18 protein-coding genes are annotated in these 15,482 nt (G+C 67.5%); 12 read left to right on the top strand and 6 right to left on the bottom strand.

What is annotated here, in order from left to right; all coding sequences use genetic code 11:
- The first annotated feature begins 1 nt into the window (after nucleotide 1).
- Together F3J14_RS11000 and F3J14_RS11005 are read left to right on the top strand one after the other, a co-directional pair.
- A complete protein-coding gene (locus F3J14_RS11000; RefSeq protein ID WP_166722996.1) occupies nucleotides 2-760 on the top strand; it encodes a TIGR00730 family Rossman fold protein in 759 nt (252 codons plus the stop codon).
- A gap of 401 nt (nucleotides 761-1,161) precedes the next feature.
- A complete protein-coding gene (locus F3J14_RS11005) occupies nucleotides 1,162-1,440 on the top strand; it encodes a hypothetical protein (protein ID WP_166722997.1) in 279 nt (92 codons plus the stop codon).
- A 113-nt stretch (nucleotides 1,441-1,553) separates the two neighbouring features.
- Here F3J14_RS11005 and F3J14_RS11010 read toward each other — a convergent pair whose 3' ends face one another.
- Entirely contained in the window at nucleotides 1,554-3,080 is a 1,527-nt protein-coding gene (locus F3J14_RS11010) for an AMP nucleosidase (RefSeq protein ID WP_166722998.1), read from the bottom strand.
- 140 nt (nucleotides 3,081-3,220) lie between these two features.
- Here F3J14_RS11010 and F3J14_RS11015 point away from each other — a divergent pair, with 140 nt between their 5' ends.
- The 5 genes from F3J14_RS11015 to F3J14_RS11035 all read left to right on the top strand — a co-directional run bounded on the left by F3J14_RS11015 (nucleotide 3,221) and on the right by F3J14_RS11035 (nucleotide 6,740).
- Nucleotides 3,221-3,628: a hypothetical protein gene (locus F3J14_RS11015; protein WP_166722999.1), complete on the top strand. Its 408-nt coding sequence runs from the start codon at nucleotides 3,221-3,223 to the stop codon at nucleotides 3,626-3,628.
- Nucleotides 3,629-3,735: 107 nt separating this feature from the next.
- Complete coding sequence (locus tag F3J14_RS11020; protein WP_166723000.1) at nucleotides 3,736-4,734, top strand: homoserine kinase; 999 nt, start codon at nucleotides 3,736-3,738, stop codon at nucleotides 4,732-4,734.
- Nucleotides 4,725-5,534 carry a BPSS1780 family membrane protein gene (locus tag F3J14_RS11025; protein ID WP_166723001.1) on the top strand — a complete coding sequence of 270 codons (810 nt, stop codon included), beginning with the start codon at nucleotides 4,725-4,727 and terminating at the stop codon, nucleotides 5,532-5,534. The genes F3J14_RS11020 and F3J14_RS11025 overlap by 10 nt, the downstream gene beginning before the upstream one ends.
- 182 nt (nucleotides 5,535-5,716) lie before the next feature.
- Complete coding sequence (locus F3J14_RS11030) at nucleotides 5,717-6,169, top strand: MarR family transcriptional regulator (RefSeq protein WP_006753397.1); 453 nt, start codon at nucleotides 5,717-5,719, stop codon at nucleotides 6,167-6,169.
- Between the two features lie 151 nt (nucleotides 6,170-6,320).
- The gene (locus F3J14_RS11035; RefSeq protein WP_011658280.1) at nucleotides 6,321-6,740 is read left to right on the top strand and encodes an organic hydroperoxide resistance protein; all 420 of its coding nucleotides are present in this window, start codon (nucleotides 6,321-6,323) and stop codon (nucleotides 6,738-6,740) included.
- A 108-nt stretch (nucleotides 6,741-6,848) separates the two neighbouring features.
- On the opposite strand, the gene F3J14_RS11040 is transcribed toward F3J14_RS11035, so the two are convergent.
- Nucleotides 6,849-7,025 carry a DUF3563 family protein gene (locus F3J14_RS11040; RefSeq protein ID WP_006753395.1) on the bottom strand — a complete coding sequence of 59 codons (177 nt, stop codon included), beginning with the start codon at nucleotides 7,023-7,025 and terminating at the stop codon, nucleotides 6,849-6,851.
- An 81-nt stretch (nucleotides 7,026-7,106) separates the two neighbouring features.
- Nucleotides 7,107-8,216 (bottom strand): PHB depolymerase family esterase, encoded by a 1,110-nt coding sequence (locus F3J14_RS11045; RefSeq protein ID WP_166723002.1) that lies wholly within the window; start codon nucleotides 8,214-8,216, stop codon nucleotides 7,107-7,109.
- Between the two features lie 248 nt (nucleotides 8,217-8,464).
- Here F3J14_RS11045 and F3J14_RS11050 point away from each other — a divergent pair, with 248 nt between their 5' ends.
- From F3J14_RS11050 to F3J14_RS11065, 4 genes are all read left to right on the top strand, one after another.
- On the top strand, nucleotides 8,465-9,163 hold the full coding sequence (locus F3J14_RS11050) for a phosphatase PAP2 family protein (protein WP_166723003.1): 699 nt from the start codon (nucleotides 8,465-8,467) through the stop codon (nucleotides 9,161-9,163).
- 136 nt (nucleotides 9,164-9,299) lie between these two features.
- Nucleotides 9,300-10,097 (top strand): molybdate ABC transporter substrate-binding protein, encoded by a 798-nt coding sequence (gene modA, locus F3J14_RS11055; RefSeq protein ID WP_166723004.1) that lies wholly within the window; start codon nucleotides 9,300-9,302, stop codon nucleotides 10,095-10,097.
- A gap of 10 nt (nucleotides 10,098-10,107) precedes the next feature.
- Entirely contained in the window at nucleotides 10,108-10,785 is a 678-nt protein-coding gene (gene modB, locus F3J14_RS11060) for a molybdate ABC transporter permease subunit (RefSeq protein ID WP_166723011.1), read from the top strand.
- A 106-nt stretch (nucleotides 10,786-10,891) separates the two neighbouring features.
- Entirely contained in the window at nucleotides 10,892-11,593 is a 702-nt protein-coding gene (locus F3J14_RS11065) for an ATP-binding cassette domain-containing protein (protein WP_166723005.1), read from the top strand.
- Between the two features lie 185 nt (nucleotides 11,594-11,778).
- Here the strand turns inward: F3J14_RS11065 and F3J14_RS11070 are convergent, their stop codons facing one another.
- The 3 genes from F3J14_RS11070 to F3J14_RS11080 all read right to left on the bottom strand — a co-directional run bounded on the left by F3J14_RS11070 (nucleotide 11,779) and on the right by F3J14_RS11080 (nucleotide 14,808).
- Nucleotides 11,779-12,618, bottom strand: coding sequence for a TOBE domain-containing protein (locus F3J14_RS11070; RefSeq protein WP_166723006.1), 840 nt, complete (start codon nucleotides 12,616-12,618; stop codon nucleotides 11,779-11,781).
- 48 nt (nucleotides 12,619-12,666) lie between these two features.
- The gene (locus tag F3J14_RS11075; protein WP_166723007.1) at nucleotides 12,667-14,298 is read right to left on the bottom strand and encodes a CHAD domain-containing protein; all 1,632 of its coding nucleotides are present in this window, start codon (nucleotides 14,296-14,298) and stop codon (nucleotides 12,667-12,669) included.
- A gap of 126 nt (nucleotides 14,299-14,424) precedes the next feature.
- Nucleotides 14,425-14,808 carry a tautomerase family protein gene (locus F3J14_RS11080; protein ID WP_166723008.1) on the bottom strand — a complete coding sequence of 128 codons (384 nt, stop codon included), beginning with the start codon at nucleotides 14,806-14,808 and terminating at the stop codon, nucleotides 14,425-14,427.
- A 109-nt stretch (nucleotides 14,809-14,917) separates the two neighbouring features.
- Between F3J14_RS11080 and F3J14_RS11085 the strand changes: the two genes are divergently transcribed.
- On the top strand, nucleotides 14,918-15,482 hold a 565-nt coding region (locus F3J14_RS11085), incomplete at its 3' end, for a LysR family transcriptional regulator (RefSeq protein WP_166723009.1).

Genomic DNA, 15,482 nt, shown 5'->3' on the forward strand with positions numbered 1-15,482 from the left:
TATGAACAAGAGAAAAGTGATTCCGAGTCTGCGTTCGCTCGCAGATCAAGAACGCGCGACGGCCAAGAAGGCGCGCGCATCGTGGCAGATGTTCACGATTATGGCAGAGTTTATCGAGGCGACCGAGTACCTGTCGGAGATCCGCCCGGCTGTCAGCATCTACGGTTCTGCCCGTCTTAAACCCGACACGCCGCACTACAAGCTCGCGGTGCAGATCGCGCGCAAGCTGTCCGACGCCGGCTTCGCGGTGATCTCCGGCGGCGGTCCCGGTATCATGGAAGCGGCGAACAAAGGCGCGCACGCCGGCAAGGCGCCGTCGGTCGGCCTGAACATCGAGCTGCCGCACGAGCAGGCCGGCAACCACTTCCAGGACATCTCGCTGCGCTTCCGTCATTTCTTCACGCGCAAGGTCACGTTCGTGAAGAACTCCGACGCGGTGATCGTGATGCCGGGCGGCTTCGGCACGCTCGACGAACTGTCCGAAGTGCTCACGCTGATCCAGACGAAGAAGTCGCGCCTCGTGCCGATCATTCTCGTCGGCAGCGAGTTCTGGAAGGGCCTGCTGCAATGGTTCCGCGACCAGCTGATTCCGATGGGCCTCATCAATCCGGAAGACATGGATCTGATGCAGGTGATCGACGATCCCGACCAGGTGCTCGACGCCGTGCTCGCGTTCTACGAGGACAGTGGCGAGGAAGAAGGCTCGGACGGCGAAGGCCATCCGCCGCGGCCGGAAGAAGACCGCATGTTCTATCTGTAATTCGATCGATGTCGATGGCCGGCCTCACGGCAGGCCATCGCGCATCCCGCACCCCGCGCGGCAGGCATGGCGATTTCGCCACCTGCCGCGTGTCATTTTGTAACGCCGCATTAATCCCGCTGCGCGTCCGCGCACCACCGAATGTCAAATCAGGGCAGCCTGTGCCTCGCAACGCGGGGGCCCCGTTCCGCGCCTGCGCCCCGTCATTGTCAAATCGTGCGGCCTGCCATCGATCCCGCCGGGCCGCGGGCCGGGAATTCGCCGTAACAAACACGCCTCGCCTTTTCCGCGCGGTGCACGCACACTGTATCTCGTCGGCGTGGCGTCCCCCCGGTGGCACGATCCCCCCTCGCGTCCATCGCGTCGCGCCGGCCTCTTACAACGACATCACGGAAAACAACATGCAACGCTCGCTGATTGCCCTCGCCTTCGCCGGCCTCGGTCTTTCACTGTCCGGCCTCGCCCACGCCGTCAACGTCGACGTCAACATCGGCACGCCCCCGCCGGTCGTCGTCGCGCCTGCGCCCGTGGTGATCGTCGGCTGGCACGGCGACCGCTACTGGGATGGCCGTCGCTACTGGGAACGCCGCGAGTGGGAAGATCACGAGCGCCATCATGGTCACGAAGGCCGCGGCGGCTATCACTGCCCGCCGGGACACGCGAAGAAAGGCGAGTGCTGAGCAACTGAGCATCCGGGCCGGTCAGCCCGCACCGAAGCGCAAAGAACAAGGCCACACGCGAACGAAGGTTCGCGTGTGGCCTTTGTCGTTGAGGGCGCGACGGCGCGGCGGCGTTACTGAAACGCCACTTCCGCAAAACTCCGCAGCTTGCGGCTATGCAGCTTGTCGAGCCCGTTCGTGCGCAGGATCTCCATCGCCTTCACACCGATCTGCAGATGCTGATCGACCTGCCCGCGATAGAACGTGTCGGCCATGCCCGGCAGCTTCAGCTCGCCGTGCAGCGGCTTGTCCGATACGCACAGCAGCGTGCCGTACGGCACGCGGAAGCGGAAACCGTTCGCGGCGATCGTCGCGCTTTCCATGTCGAGCGCGATCGCGCGGCTCTGCGACAGCCGCTGCACGGGCTCGCGGTGATCGCGCAACTCCCAGTTGCGGTTGTCGACGCTCGCGACCGTCCCCGTGCGCATCACGCGCTTCAGTTCGGCGCCTTCGAGCCGGGTGACCTCGGCCACCCCGCGCTCGAGTGCGAGCTGCACTTCGGCGAGCGCCGGGATCGGCACCCACAGCGGCAGGTCGGCATCAAGCACGTGATCCTCGCGCACGTAACCGTGGGCGAGCACGTAGTCGCCGAGGCGCTGCGTGTTGCGCAGGCCCGCGCAGTGGCCGAGCATCACCCACGCATGCGGACGCAGCACCGCGATGTGATCGGTGATCGTCTTCGCGTTCGACGGACCGACGCCGATGTTGACCATCGTGATCCCGCTGCCGTCCGCGCGCTTCAAGTGATACGCGGGCATCTGCGGCAGCCGCGGCGGCGCGACGCCTTCGACGGGCTCGCTGCCGAGGTTCGCGTTGTACGTGACGACGTCGCCCGGCTCGACGAACGCGCTGTACTGGCTGCGGTACTCGCGCACTTCGGGATCGTCGCTCTCCGTCATCATCGTGCGGCCGAGCTTCACGAATTCGTCGATGTAGAACTGGTAGTTCGTATAGAGCACGTAGTTCTGGAAGTGCGTGGGCGACGTGGCCGTGTAGTGGCGCAGTCGGTGCAGCGAGAAGTCGACGCGCGCGGCCGTGAACAGCGCGAGCGGATGCGGCTCGCCGTGCTCCGGCTCGAACGTGCCGTTGACGATGCGGTCGTCGAGGTACGACAGGTCGGGCGTATCGAAGATGTCACGCATCGCGAGCAGGCGGTCGCGGTCGAGCTCGCCTTCGAGATGGATGCCTTCGGGGAACGCGAAGTGAACCGGGATCGGCTGCGACGACACGCCGATCTCGATCTTCACATGGTGGTTTTTCGCCAACAGGCGCAGCTGCTCGCGATAGTAATTCGCGAACAGGTCCGGACGCGTCACCGTCGTCTCGAACACGCCGGGGCCCGCGACAAAGCCGTACGAGCGGCGCGAATCGACGTGGGTGTTGACGTCGGTACGAATCCGCACGAACGGGTAGCACGCGCGCACGTGCTCGGTGATCGGCTCGTGGCGGCGATAACGCGCGAACGCGTCGCGCAGGAAGCCCGTATTGGTGTCGTAGATGGCCGACAGCCGCGCGACGGCGGCAACGGAATCGTCGAATGCTTCGACAGGCGGGCTCTCGGGCGTCAGCATCCGGTGCCGGCGGCTCAAATCGTTCTTCATTTTCGATACCTCATCTGATCGAACGACATTACCACGGAACCCGGTCACGCTCATGGCCACCTGCTTGCAAGTCGCTTGCACATGAGGGCCGGGCCGCGCCCAGTATTTGCTAAAATCGGTAGGTTCACTGGAGACTCATCATGAAGCCGCTCATTCTCGTCGCCGCTGCTGCCGCGTTTGCTGGCATGTTGGCCGCTGTCGGCACCGCTTACGCCGCGGGCAGCACGCCCGACGCCGACGCGCAGGCCCGGGCCGAAGCCAACGAAGCCGCCGGCCTGCCCGATCTCCGCAAGATCAACCGGCCCGGCGCCGAAGTCACGTCGAAAGTCGACTTCGCCGACATTCGCCGCACGCCGAGCTTCCATGAAAAGAGCAGGAACGGCACCGAGGTCACCGAGTATCGCGATCGCGGCAAGCCGGTCGAGATCAACGTGAAGTCGAATTTCGGCACGCGCTACCAGATGAGCTCGACGCCCGACACGTCGCCGAAGCCGCACGACGCGGGCGTCCCGATCACGCGCCTGCCGTCGGTGAACCTGCGCTACTGATTTCCCGCCGCGCCGCGTCGGTCGCCACGCGGCGCACCGGCTCTCCCTTCACCTCCTGTCGCGCCGCACGCCGCGCGCGTGCCGACAACTGACCTGACGCATCTCGCATGGCCGTTTTCACCGCTGTTTCCGACTCCGATCTCGCGCAATGGATGCGCCACTACGAACTGGGCGACGTGCTGGCGTTCCGCGGCATTCCGTCCGGTATCGAAAACAGCAACTTCTTCCTGACGACGACGCGCGGCGAGTACGTCCTGACGATCTTCGAAAAGCTGACGGCGGAACAACTGCCGTTCTACCTCGACCTGATGCGCCACCTGGCGAGCCACGGCGTGCCGGTGCCGGATCCGGTCCCGCGCGACGACGGCGCGCTGTTCGGCCTGCTGCACGGCAAGCCGGCCGCGATCGTCACGAAGCTCGACGGCGCCGCCGAACTCGCGCCGGGGATCGAACACTGCGTCGAGGTCGGGCAGATGCTCGCGCGCCTGCACCTTGCGGGGCGCGACTATGCGCGCTACCAACCGAACCTGCGCAGCCTGCCGTGGTGGCAGGAAAACGTCCCGGCGATCGTTCCGTTCATCTCCGACGCGCAACGCACGCTGCTCGAGGGCGAACTCGCGCACCAGGCCGCGTTCTTCGCGTCCGACGACTATGCGGCGCTCCCGAGCGGTCCATGCCACTGCGACCTGTTCCGCGACAACGTGCTGTTCGCGCACGCGGCGCCCGGCACCGGTCATGACGTACGGCTCGGCGGCTTCTTCGATTTCTATTTCGCGGGCTGCGACAAATGGCTGTTCGACGTCGCGGTGACCGTCAACGACTGGTGCGTCGACCTCGCGACGGGCGTGCTCGACGTCGCGCGCGCGGACGCGCTGCTGCGTGCGTACCAGACGGTCCGGCCGTTCACGGCCGCGGAGCGCCGCCACTGGAGCGACATGCTGCGCGCGGGCGCGTACCGCTTCTGGGTGTCGCGCCTGTACGACTTCTACCTGCCGCGCGCGGCCGAAATGCTCAAACCGCACGACCCCGGTCATTTCGAACGCATCCTGCGTGAGCGTATCGCCCACACGCCGGCGCTTCCCGAGACCCATACCGCATGCAACTGATCGAAGTACCCGCGAAAGCGGGCTATGTCTGGTTCCGCCAAGGCATCTGGCTGTTCCGCCGGAACCCCCTCGCGTTCATCACGCTGTTTTTCACGTACCTGCTGGCCATCACGCTGGTGTCGATGGTGCCGGTGATCGGCGCGGCGCTGCCGCTGCTGTTCATCCCCGGCATCGCCGTCGGCTTCATGGCCGCGTGCCGCGACACGGTCGCCGGCAAGCCGGTGATGCCGACGATCCTCATCGACGGCTTCCGCTCGTACGGCACCGCGACGACGCAGCGGCTGCTCGTCCTCGGCCTGGTCTATGTCGCGCTGATGGTGGCGGTGTTCGCCGCGTCGTCCCTCGTGGACGGCGGCGGGCTGCTCCACATGATGCTGGGCGCGACGAACGACACGAGTCCGACGCCGGAAACGCTTGCCGCGCAGGGCACGCTCGGCGCGCTGCTGCTCGCGACGCTGCTCTATGCGCCGGTCGCGATGCTGTTCTGGTTCGCGCCGGTGCTCACCGCGTGGCACGACATCCCGCCCGCCAAGGCGCTGTTCTTCAGCGTCGTCAGCTGCTGGCGCAATCGCGGCGCATTCGTCGTATACGGGCTGCTGTGGTTCGGTGTCGCGCTCGGCTCGTCGTTCGGCCTGTCGCTGCTGCTGCAGGCGCTCGGCGCCGGCGCCTATGTGCTGACGATCATGATGCCGGTGACGATCATCATCGTCACGATGATGTACTGCTCGTTCTACGCGACCTATCGCGGCTGCTTCGGCGTGCAGGAACCGGGCGCTCCAACGCCCACGTCCGGCCGCTGACGCCAACTCGGCCGGCGCACGCCGCCGGCCGTCCACGCCCCTCCCGGCCGGCCCCGCGCCGGTCTCGCGGAGCGCGGCTGCCGCCCGATTCCCCCGACACCCGCCCCCTGTTCAATCCAATCTTTTGCGCGCAAAATAATTTGCGTACAAATCGTTAGCGCGTTCGCCGCGCCGCCCGAATCATGGACCGCCTGCCCCCGCTGCCCCAGACGCTCGACGAGCAACTGTGCTTCGCGCTCTACTCGACTTCGCATGCGATGACGAAGGCGTACAAGCCGTTGCTCGACAAGCTGTCGCTGACTTATCCCCAATATCTGGCAATGCTCGTGCTGTGGGAACGCGACGACATCGCGGTGAAGGACATCGCCGCCCGCCTCGACCTCGACCCCGCCACCGTCACGCCGCTGCTGAAGCGGCTCGAGGCGCTCGGCTATGTCGAGCGCGTGCGCAGCGCGACGGATGAGCGCGTCGTGAACGTGCGCGTGACTGCCGAAGGCCGCGCGCTGAAGGTCAAGGCGCGCTCGGTGCCCGGCGACCTCTTTTGCGCGATGCAGCAAACACCTGAGTTCCTGGTCCGGCTGCGCGCGGATCTCCAGCAGTTGCGCAAAGCGCTGTCGGCCGCCAACGAAGGCTGACGAGCCGATCGGTCGCGAACCGGCCGGTACGCCAGCCCTTTCTTCAAAATTTCATTTGCACACAAATCATTTGTGTTCTATATTTCTCTCGTGGCCGGCGACACCTAGTCCGACCGGACCGCTTCCCCCCTTTTCCGACAGGAGCTGCACGATGAACATTCTGTACAAGACCAGCGCCACGAGCACGGGCGGCCGCGACGGCCGCGCGGTTTCCGCCGACAACAAGCTGGAAGTGAAGCTGGCTGCGCCGCGCGAACTCGGTGGCACGGGCGCAGAAGGCACGAACCCGGAGCAGCTGTTTGCCGCAGGTTACTCGGCCTGTTTCCTGAGCGCGATGAAATTCGTCGCCGGCCAGAACAAGCAGACGCTGCCGGCCGACACGCAAGTCACCGCGGAAGTGGGCATCGGCCCGAACGACGCGGGCGGCTTCGGGCTCGACATCGAATTGCGTGTGTCGCTGCCGGGGCTCGACAAGGCCGACGCACAGGCGCTGGTCGACAAGGCGCACCACGTGTGCCCGTACTCGAACGCGACCCGCAACAACGTGCCGGTGCGCCTGACGGTCGTCTGACGCGCCACGCGGCGCCGAATGCAAAAAGGGCGTGTGCGGCTACTTGCCGCACACGCCCTTTTGCGTGATTCGCCGGACCGGCTGACGAGCCGGCCCGCGCTGCGCTGCTTAACGCGAGCCGAACGAGAACGGACGGTTCATCGCCGCTTCGCGATCGATCTTGCGCATGCGGAATTCGAGATCGTAGATATCGGTGGCTTCGGACAGGTACGCGTCGGCGCGCTCTTTTGCGGCCTTTTCAGCGTTCTTGGTCAGCATCAGGAAGAGGTGGCTCAGCAGGTACATGATCGATCTCGCAATCCAAGGGTTCTTTGACTAGGGTTTTCCCGAATTATAGGGAAAACCCTAGACCTTGGCTAGCGTCGATCAAACGGTGCGTCGTTCGGTCGCCACAGTCCGACGATTCTGTTCGAAAAAGGACCAGATCATCGCGCTGGCATCGGGGCCGATCGCCGCATGAAATGGCACCGCTTCGTCGCCGCCGGCCCACGCATGATCGAGCCCTTTGACGTGGCAAAGCCGCACGACCGACTCGCCGTCGCGGCGCACGTCGGTGATCTGCGCGCCTGCCTCGCGCGTCTCCACGCGCTCGCCGCCGCGCAGTGCGCCGCGGCTGTCCGCGAGCCCGTTCAGGCGCATGAACTGCACCGTCAGCTGGTCCGCGTTCTTCGGCGCGACGACATGGTCGCCGTCACCCTGCACGATCAGCGCGGGCATGCCCGGATACGCCTTGGCGTCGACCAGCGCGTCGAGCACCGCCGCCGGGTTCTGCCGCAGCCCGCGTCGCATCACGTCCATCGCACTGATACCGGAATTCGCCTCGCCGAGCGCGGGGCCCGAATGCAGCGCGACCGCCGCGAAGTGGTCCGGATGGTGCAGTGCGAGCAGCGCCGCCAGCCCCGCGCCGGCCGACAACCCCGCGACGTAGACGCGCGACGCGTCGAAACCGTGCTCGTCGACGAGCGCATCGATGAGCGAGGCGACCGTATCCGCTTCGCCACGACCCGCACGATCGGTATCCTCATACCAGTGCCAGCAGCCGTGCGCGTGTGCACGCTGCGACTGCTCCGGATACAGCACCGCGAAGCCGTGCTTGTCGGCCAGCAGGTTCATCCGCGTGCCCTGCGCAAACTCGTCGATCGATTGCTGGCAACCGTGCAGCATCACGACGAGCGGCATCGCACCGCGCCGGCGGCCAGGCGGGACGTAAAGCCCGTACGCGAGCTGCTGGACGAGGCGGCCGAGCGCGGGCGCCATCGGATGCTCGCCGCGCGTCCACTCGCCCGCCGCCCACGCAGCCGCACGCGGCCGCACGCGCGACTCGCGGAGCGGGGACGGATCAGTGGCGGCGCTCGAGGCCGCGGCCTCGAGCGTATCGCGCGCGATCCGCTGTGCATCGCGCGCCCCACGTTTGGCGGCCGGGGACAGCATGCGTTTCACGCCGCCCAGCCATACCTTCGTCAGACTTTTGGTCATCAATCGGGCTCGCAGTCAGGAAAAATAGGGACACGATACTCGGTGCGTCGTTCGACTTTGTGCAATGCACCATAGCATTGTTTCTGGGATTTTTCCTGCATGCGGATAGTTCCCCGCAGCGCAAAAAACGGGCCTCGACCACCCGCGGCGCTATACTGGGGTTTAACCGCTTGTATCCGTTGTAGTCGTTCTTCCCGGCTCGCGCGTTGATTTAAGCATTCGTCCCGCCTCTGTCCGTTCCCTTCCCGATGTTCGACCTGTCGTCTCACCTGTGGATCACGATCACCGCGTTCGGTGGCGCCGGCCTGACCTTGCCGCTCGCGATCACGATCGCCGTGTGGCTCGCGCTCGGCTACTCGTGGCAGCGCGCAGCCGCGTGGCTCGGCGTGCTCGCGGCCGCGATCGGGGTCGTCGCGCTCACCAAGATCGCGTTCCTCGGCTGGGGCATCGGGATTCGCGCGTGGGATTTCACCGGATTCAGCGGCCATGCGATGCTGTCGACGTCGGTCTATCCCGTCGCGATGTTCCTCGCGCTGATCCGCACGCGCGCGCCGCTGCGGATCGCCGGCATCGCGCTCGGGCTCGCGGCCGGCATCGCGGTCGGCGTGTCGCGCGTCGCGCTCGCCGCGCATTCGCCGTCCGAATCGATCACCGGGTGCATCGTCGGTGCGATCGCCGCACTGGTGTTCATCGCGGGCTCGTGGCAGGCGGTGCCGCACCGCTGGTCGGTGCCGGCGGTCGTCGCGAGCCTGGCGCTCGTCACCATCGCGCTGCATGGCATCACGGTGCCGTCGCACCAATGGGTCACCAAGGTCGCGCTGGAGCTGTCGGGGCACGAGCGGCCGTTCGTCCGCGCCCGCTGGAAAGCCAATCCCAACTATCGGCCGGCATCGCAGCCGTCGTCGCTGCACCGCACCGGGTCGTCGACGCCGTCGCTGCACGCGTGACGGGCCCCGCGCACGTCTTTCCCGCCGCGTTTCACGTCTGAAGGTTTCATGCGTCCCGGCGCATGAACGGTATGCTGAGCGTTATAACCTGCCCTATATTACGATTACGGTTTTCAACCATTCGAACGACCAGACCATGCGCTCAACCGTCCGCCCGCTTCGCCGCACCCTGCTCCGCCTGTTGCCGCTCGCCACGCTGGCCGCGGGCATCGCGTTCAGCGCGCCGGCTTCCGCTGCCGACGAGCTGGTCGTGTCGGCGGCCGCGAGCCTGACGAACGCGTTCAAGGCAGTCGGCGACGCATACCACAAGCAGCACCCGGACACGAAGGTGCTGTTCAACTTCGGCGCGTCGGACGTGCTGATGCAGCAGATCGCCAAGGGCGCGCCGGCGGACGTGTTCGCGTCGGCCGACCAGAAGGCGATGGATCGCGCCGTCACCGAAAAGGTCATCGTGCCCGGCACGCGCCGCGATTTCGCGGCGAATTCGCTCGTGCTGATCGTGCCGGCGGACAGCCATGCGGCCGCGCCGACGTCGCTGAACGACCTGACGGCGCCCGGCGTGAGGCGTATCGCGTACGGCGATCCGGCATCGGTACCGGTCGGCCGCTATACCGAAGGCGCGCTGCGCGCGGCAGGGCTGTGGGACGCCGTCAGCGCCAAGGGCGTGCTGGCCGCCAACGTGCGCCAGAGCCTCGATTACGTCGCGCGCGGCGAAGTCGACGCGGGCTTCGTGTTCGGCACCGACGCGGCGATCATGCCGGGCCGCGTGAAGATCGCACTGACCGTGCCGACGCAAACGGCCATCACCTATCCGATCGCGGTGGTCAAGGACAGCCGCCATGCCGCGCAGGCGCAGTCGTTCATCGACTTCGTCGCGTCGCCAGAGGGCCAGGCCGTGCTGTCGACGTTCGGCTTCAAGCCCGCGGGCAAGTGAGCACGGCATGATGCAGGACGCGTGGGTACCGCTGCTGTTGTCGCTGAAGGTCGCCGGCTGGGCGACCGCGCTCGACATCGTGCTCGGCGTCGCCGCCGCCTTCGTGCTCGCGCGCTGGCGCTCGCCGATGCGCGACGTGGTCGATTCGCTGCTGACACTGCCGCTCGTCCTGCCGCCGACGGTGCTCGGCTATTACCTGCTCGTGCTGCTCGGCAGGCGCGGCGTGTTGGGCGCGTGGCTCGACAAGCTCGGCATCGAACTCGTCTTCACGTGGCAGGGCGCAGTGATCGCCTCGATGGTCGTCGCGTTTCCGCTGATCCTGAAATCGGCGCGCGCCGCGTTCGAAAGCGTCGATCCGCACCTCGAACGCGCGGCACGCACGCTCGGGCTCGGCGAAACCGCGGTGTTCTTCCGCGTGACGCTGCCGCTCGCCACGCGCGGCATCCTGGCCGGCGCCCTGCTCGCATTCGCGCGCGCGCTCGGCGAATTCGGCGCGACGCTGATGATCGCCGGCAACCTGCCCGGCCGCACGCAAACGCTGTCGGTCGCGATCTACGCGGCGGTGCAGGCCGGCGACGACAACACGGCCAACTTCCTCGTGCTGGTGACATCGATCACCTGCGTGCTCGTACTGCTCGCGACTGGGTGGCTCGTGCCGTCCCGCGCCGGGCGGAGCCAGCCGACATGACGCGCCGATCGCATCCGTACCGCTGGGCCGAGCCGGTCGCGGCGAAACGCGTGCCCGTTGCGCGCGCGGTTGGCGGCGCGGGCGGCGCAGCACGACGGAGGCCCGCATGAGCGTCGTCGTCGACATCCGCAAGACCTACGCGAGCGCAGAGCGACGTTTCACGCTCGACGTGTCGTTTGCGGCCACCACCCAGCGCGTCGTGCTGTTCGGGCCGTCCGGCGCGGGCAAGAGCATGACGCTACAGGCGATCGCCGGCCTGCTGTCGCCCGACGAAGGCACGATCACGCTGAACGGCGAACCCCTGTTCGATTCCGCGCGCGGCATCGACGTGCCGACCCGTGCGCGCCGCGTCGCGTACCTGTTCCAGGACTATGCCCTGTTCCCGCACCTGAACGTACGCCAGAACATCGCGTTCGGGCTCACGCCAGGCCTGCGCAACCCGCGTGCGAAGACGGCGCCGCCCGAAGTCGCGTACTGGCTGCAGGCGTTCGAACTCGACGCGCTCGCCGGCCAGTTCCCGTCGCAGTTGTCGGGCGGACAGAAGCAGCGCGTCGCGCTTGCCCGCGCGCTGGTCGCGCAGCCGCACGTGCTGCTGCTCGACGAGCCGTTCGCGGCGATCGACGGCGCGATGCGCCAGCGCATGCGCCACGAGCTCGCCGAACTGCAGGCGCGGCTCGATATCCCGATGGTGCTGATCTCGCACGATCCCGATGACGTCGCGGCGTTCGGCGACCAAGTCGTGCAATTGAGCGAAGGACGCGTGCAGGCCGCAACGCCGCACGCCGAGTGGCCGACGCGCGTCGTCTGAGCGCACGCCGGCCGTGGCTCTGGCGGCCACACTGGAGCCTGAAAGAAGCCGCACTGGCGGTATAAGCTGGAATAAGCTTGCAAACGGAATCGAAGCCGGCGCCTCGTGCACGTCGGGCAGCGCCGGTTTCGCCTCGTCCACCCATGGTCGGCGGCGGAAACGGTGCGCGCCGCCGGCGCGCGCGATCAGCCCGTCACCGCGAGAATCACGCTCGATGCCTTGAACAGCGCGATCGCGCGCCGGCCAACGTCGAGTTGCAATGCTCCGACGCTGTCGTTCGTGACGACGGCCGTGAGCGTCCCGCCGCCGTCGAGCGCCAGCGTCACCTCACTGTTCACCGCGCCCGCCGCGACGGTTTCGACCGTCCCGTGCAACTGGTTGCGCGCGGACACCTTCAATGTCGGTTCGGCCTCATCGTCGACCGCCAGCACGACCCACGACGCCTTCACGAGCGCGCACGCATCCGCGCCCGGCGCCAGGCCGAGCGTGTCGGCGCTTTCGTGCGTGAGCACCGCGACGATCACCTGCCCGCCGGGCAGCACGAGCGTCACTTCGTCGTTCACCGTGCCGCGCACGATCGACTCGACCTTGCCGAACAGCTGGTTGCGCGCGCTCGTCTTCATGCCGATCCGGCCGATCAGCGCCCAATCAACGTCGAAGCCGGACACAGCCGCGCTCGCCGCGTCGATGAAGCGGCGATGCTCGCGCTCGATCGTGCGGAACGCGGTGATCAGCGACGTCGCGCGCGGCGTCAGCGTCGTGCCGCCACCGCCCTTGCCGCCCGTCGAACGCGTCACGAGCGGCTCGCCGGCCAGGTTGTTCATCGTATCGATCGCATCCCATGCGGCCTTGTAGCTCAGGCCGACGGCCTTCGCCGCGCGCGTGATCGATCCGGTGTCGCCGATCGCCGCGAGCAGCGCGATGCGGGTGGCGCCGCCGAGCGTCTGCGGGCCGGCGCGCAGCCATAGTTCACCGCCCAGTCCGAGCGGCCCGGCGGAAGAGGAAGGAGGTGACGCGTCGCTCATGGGTGTGTCTGCAGAAAACGGGGGGCCATTATAGGGAGCGCACGCCGCTCAACGCGGCTTGCCGTCGAGTCTCGGCGGACGCAGGCTCGCGAGCAGCGCCTCGGCGTCGCGCGCCGCGCGTTGCTCGAGCGCGGCACCGTAGCCGCGCACGAATCCGAGCTGATACGCGGGTGCCGCCAGTTGCTCGAGATGATGCTGCGCGACCATCGTGTCGTTCGCTTCGCCGAGCACGCTCTGCACGCGCGCGAGCGTCTTGACCGTTTCGTTGCGCGTGCGGCGCGAGGCCAGCGACGCGAAGAATTCGAGCGCATAGCGCAGCCGCTTCGCGTCGATCCGCACCTGATGCCGCGCGGCCGTATCGAGCGACGTGAGCGACGGCGATGCATACAGATGACCGAACAGCCGCCGCACGCGCTTGGTCGCGTGTCGCCGCAGCGACGGCGCATCGTCGTCGCCGGCGGCCGGCGGCAGCGCGAGCGTGCTCAGCCATTCGAGCCAGCCGAGCGTCAGTCGCGCATAGCGCGCCGAATGCAGCGCCTGGCGCAGTTCGATGCGCGCCGCCATCGCCTGCGCGCGCGCGGCGTCGAGCGTGCCGTTCCAGTCGGCGCTGCCGCCATCGGCCGCGATCAGCGCGGGCAGGCTTTCGGTCGAAAACACGTCCCAGTCGCGCACCGTGCCGAGGAGCGACGCGAGCCAGCGCAGGTCGACACCGAAGGTTTCCTGCCACTGATCGTCCGCGAAGCGCGGAAAGAAGCGCATCAGCGTGCGCAGCCGGCGCAGCGCGACGCGCATCTGGTGCACGAATTCGGGATCGTCGCGATCGAGCACGCCGCCCTCGTTGCCGAGCCATTGCGCGGCGATGTCGCCGGACAGCGCGAACAGCGCGGTTCGTTGCGTGCGGATGCCGGTCAGGTCGACGAGTTTCGCCTTGACCGGCCCGGTGACGCCCGGCTCGCCCGCGCACGCGCGATCGATCACGCTGGTCAGCTGCACGAACGCGGGCCATGCGCCGCTGAGCTCGCGCGCGGCGGCGAACAGCGCGTGCAGCGCGGCCGTGCGGGCGGGGATGGTTTCCCAGTCGGGCGCAGCAAGGCGCAGCTCGACATGGCGGTGCGGCAGTCCGGCGCCACCGTGCAGCGTAACGTCGTCGAGCGTCATCTCGACCACCACGCCGCTGTCGTCTGCCCATCGCCCGCGCCGCCGCTCGGCGACGAGCCGCAACGGCGGCGGCCCGGACGACGCGGCGACGGCCGCTTCGTCAACCGGGCCGGGCGTCATAGCCTCGCCCGTGGCCTGCGTGGATTGCGCATCGGCGAGCGGCGCCGGCGCGGAGGGCGGCGTGGCCACGGCAATGCCGACATGCTCGGCGTCGAACAGCTCGCGCTCCACGACGCCGGGCGCAAATGCCTTCGTGCGGGACGCGACGACACGCCGCCCCTGCGCGTTCGACTCGATCCACGTCCACCAGCACTCGCCGGGGCTCGGCTCGGCCTCCTCGACCTGGCACGGCTCGATCGTCACGCGCTCGTGGCCGCGCCGCATCCGCACCTGCGGACAAATCCGCCACGCACGGACGAGTTCGGCGCCGAAATCGCGCGGCTCGCCACGGGCCCGGCTTCCCGTCTTGACCTGCCAGGCATCCAGCGACAGGCACAACACGATTTCCAGCACACGCGACATGGAGGCTCCCGCACATGAAGAAGCGCCGGCTCATCCTGCGTGCCGGCGTCGTCCGTGAATCAGCTTCCATAGTACACGGCGTCAAAACCCGCGGGCGACGATCTGGCCCTGCTGCCCTGTCGCGCATCAAACGACGTATTGCGCGATGCCGTTGCCGAACGACCAGTCCTCCTTCAGCACTTCCACAAGACTGATGAATACGTCCTGCTGCCGCACGCCGGGCTGCCGCGCGAGATTCTCGGCGATGGTCCGGTACAGCGCCTGTTTCTGCTCGAGCGTGCGCGTGTTGTTCGCGGTGATCTGGATCATCACGAGATCGTCGCTGCGTTCGATGTCGAGGTAGTGGCGGCCGAACACGAAGTTCTCGGCCGAGTGCTCGGTCACGACCATGAAGATGTCGTCCTCGGGCACGTTGAACGTCTGCATCAGCGCGCGATGCACGCCGTCGACGAGCGCCGCGCGGTAGGCGGCCGGTTTGCCTTCGCGCACTGCGATACGGGTGAATGGCATGGTCCTGCTCCTTTCGGTGACGTTGAAAAACGGGAACGCAACGTCAGATTAGGCGCGCAGAACTATAATGAACAGTCATCGATCAATATTTCATTCATTTACATTGCAAATGAAAGTCCTCGACCTCGATGCGGTACGCGCGTTCGTGCTGGTCGCCGATCTCGCGAGCTTCACGCGCGCCGCCGACGCGCTCGGCACCACGCAGTCGGCCGTCAGCCTGAAGCTGAAGCGGCTCGAAGCACACCTCGGCAAGCCCCTGCTCGCGCGCACGCCGCGTGTCGTCAAGCTGGCGGCGGACGGCGAAAACTTCCTGCCGGCCGCCCGCGCGCTGCTCGACGCGCACGACCACGCGCTCGGCGCGATTTCGGCCGGCACGCACCGGCTGTCGCTCGGCGTCAGCGAGCACGTCGCGGTGCCCGACCTCCCGGCCGTGCTGACGAGCCTGCACCGGCAGGATCCCGGGCTGTCGCTGGAAATGCATCTGGGGATGTCGTCGAGCCTGCTCGTGCAATACGACGAACGGCGGCTCGACGCGGTGATCGTGCGGCACGAACCGGGCGAAGATCCGCCGCGCGACGACGGCACGCTGCTGTTTACCGAACCGCTCGCATGGCTCGCCGCGCCCGACTGGGCGCCGCGCGCGGGTGAGCCGCTGCCGCTCGCCGTGCTGGCCG

The sequence above is a fragment of the Burkholderia sp. Tr-862 genome (assembly GCF_011753085.1).
Classification (GTDB): domain Bacteria; phylum Pseudomonadota; class Gammaproteobacteria; order Burkholderiales; family Burkholderiaceae; genus Burkholderia; species Burkholderia ambifaria.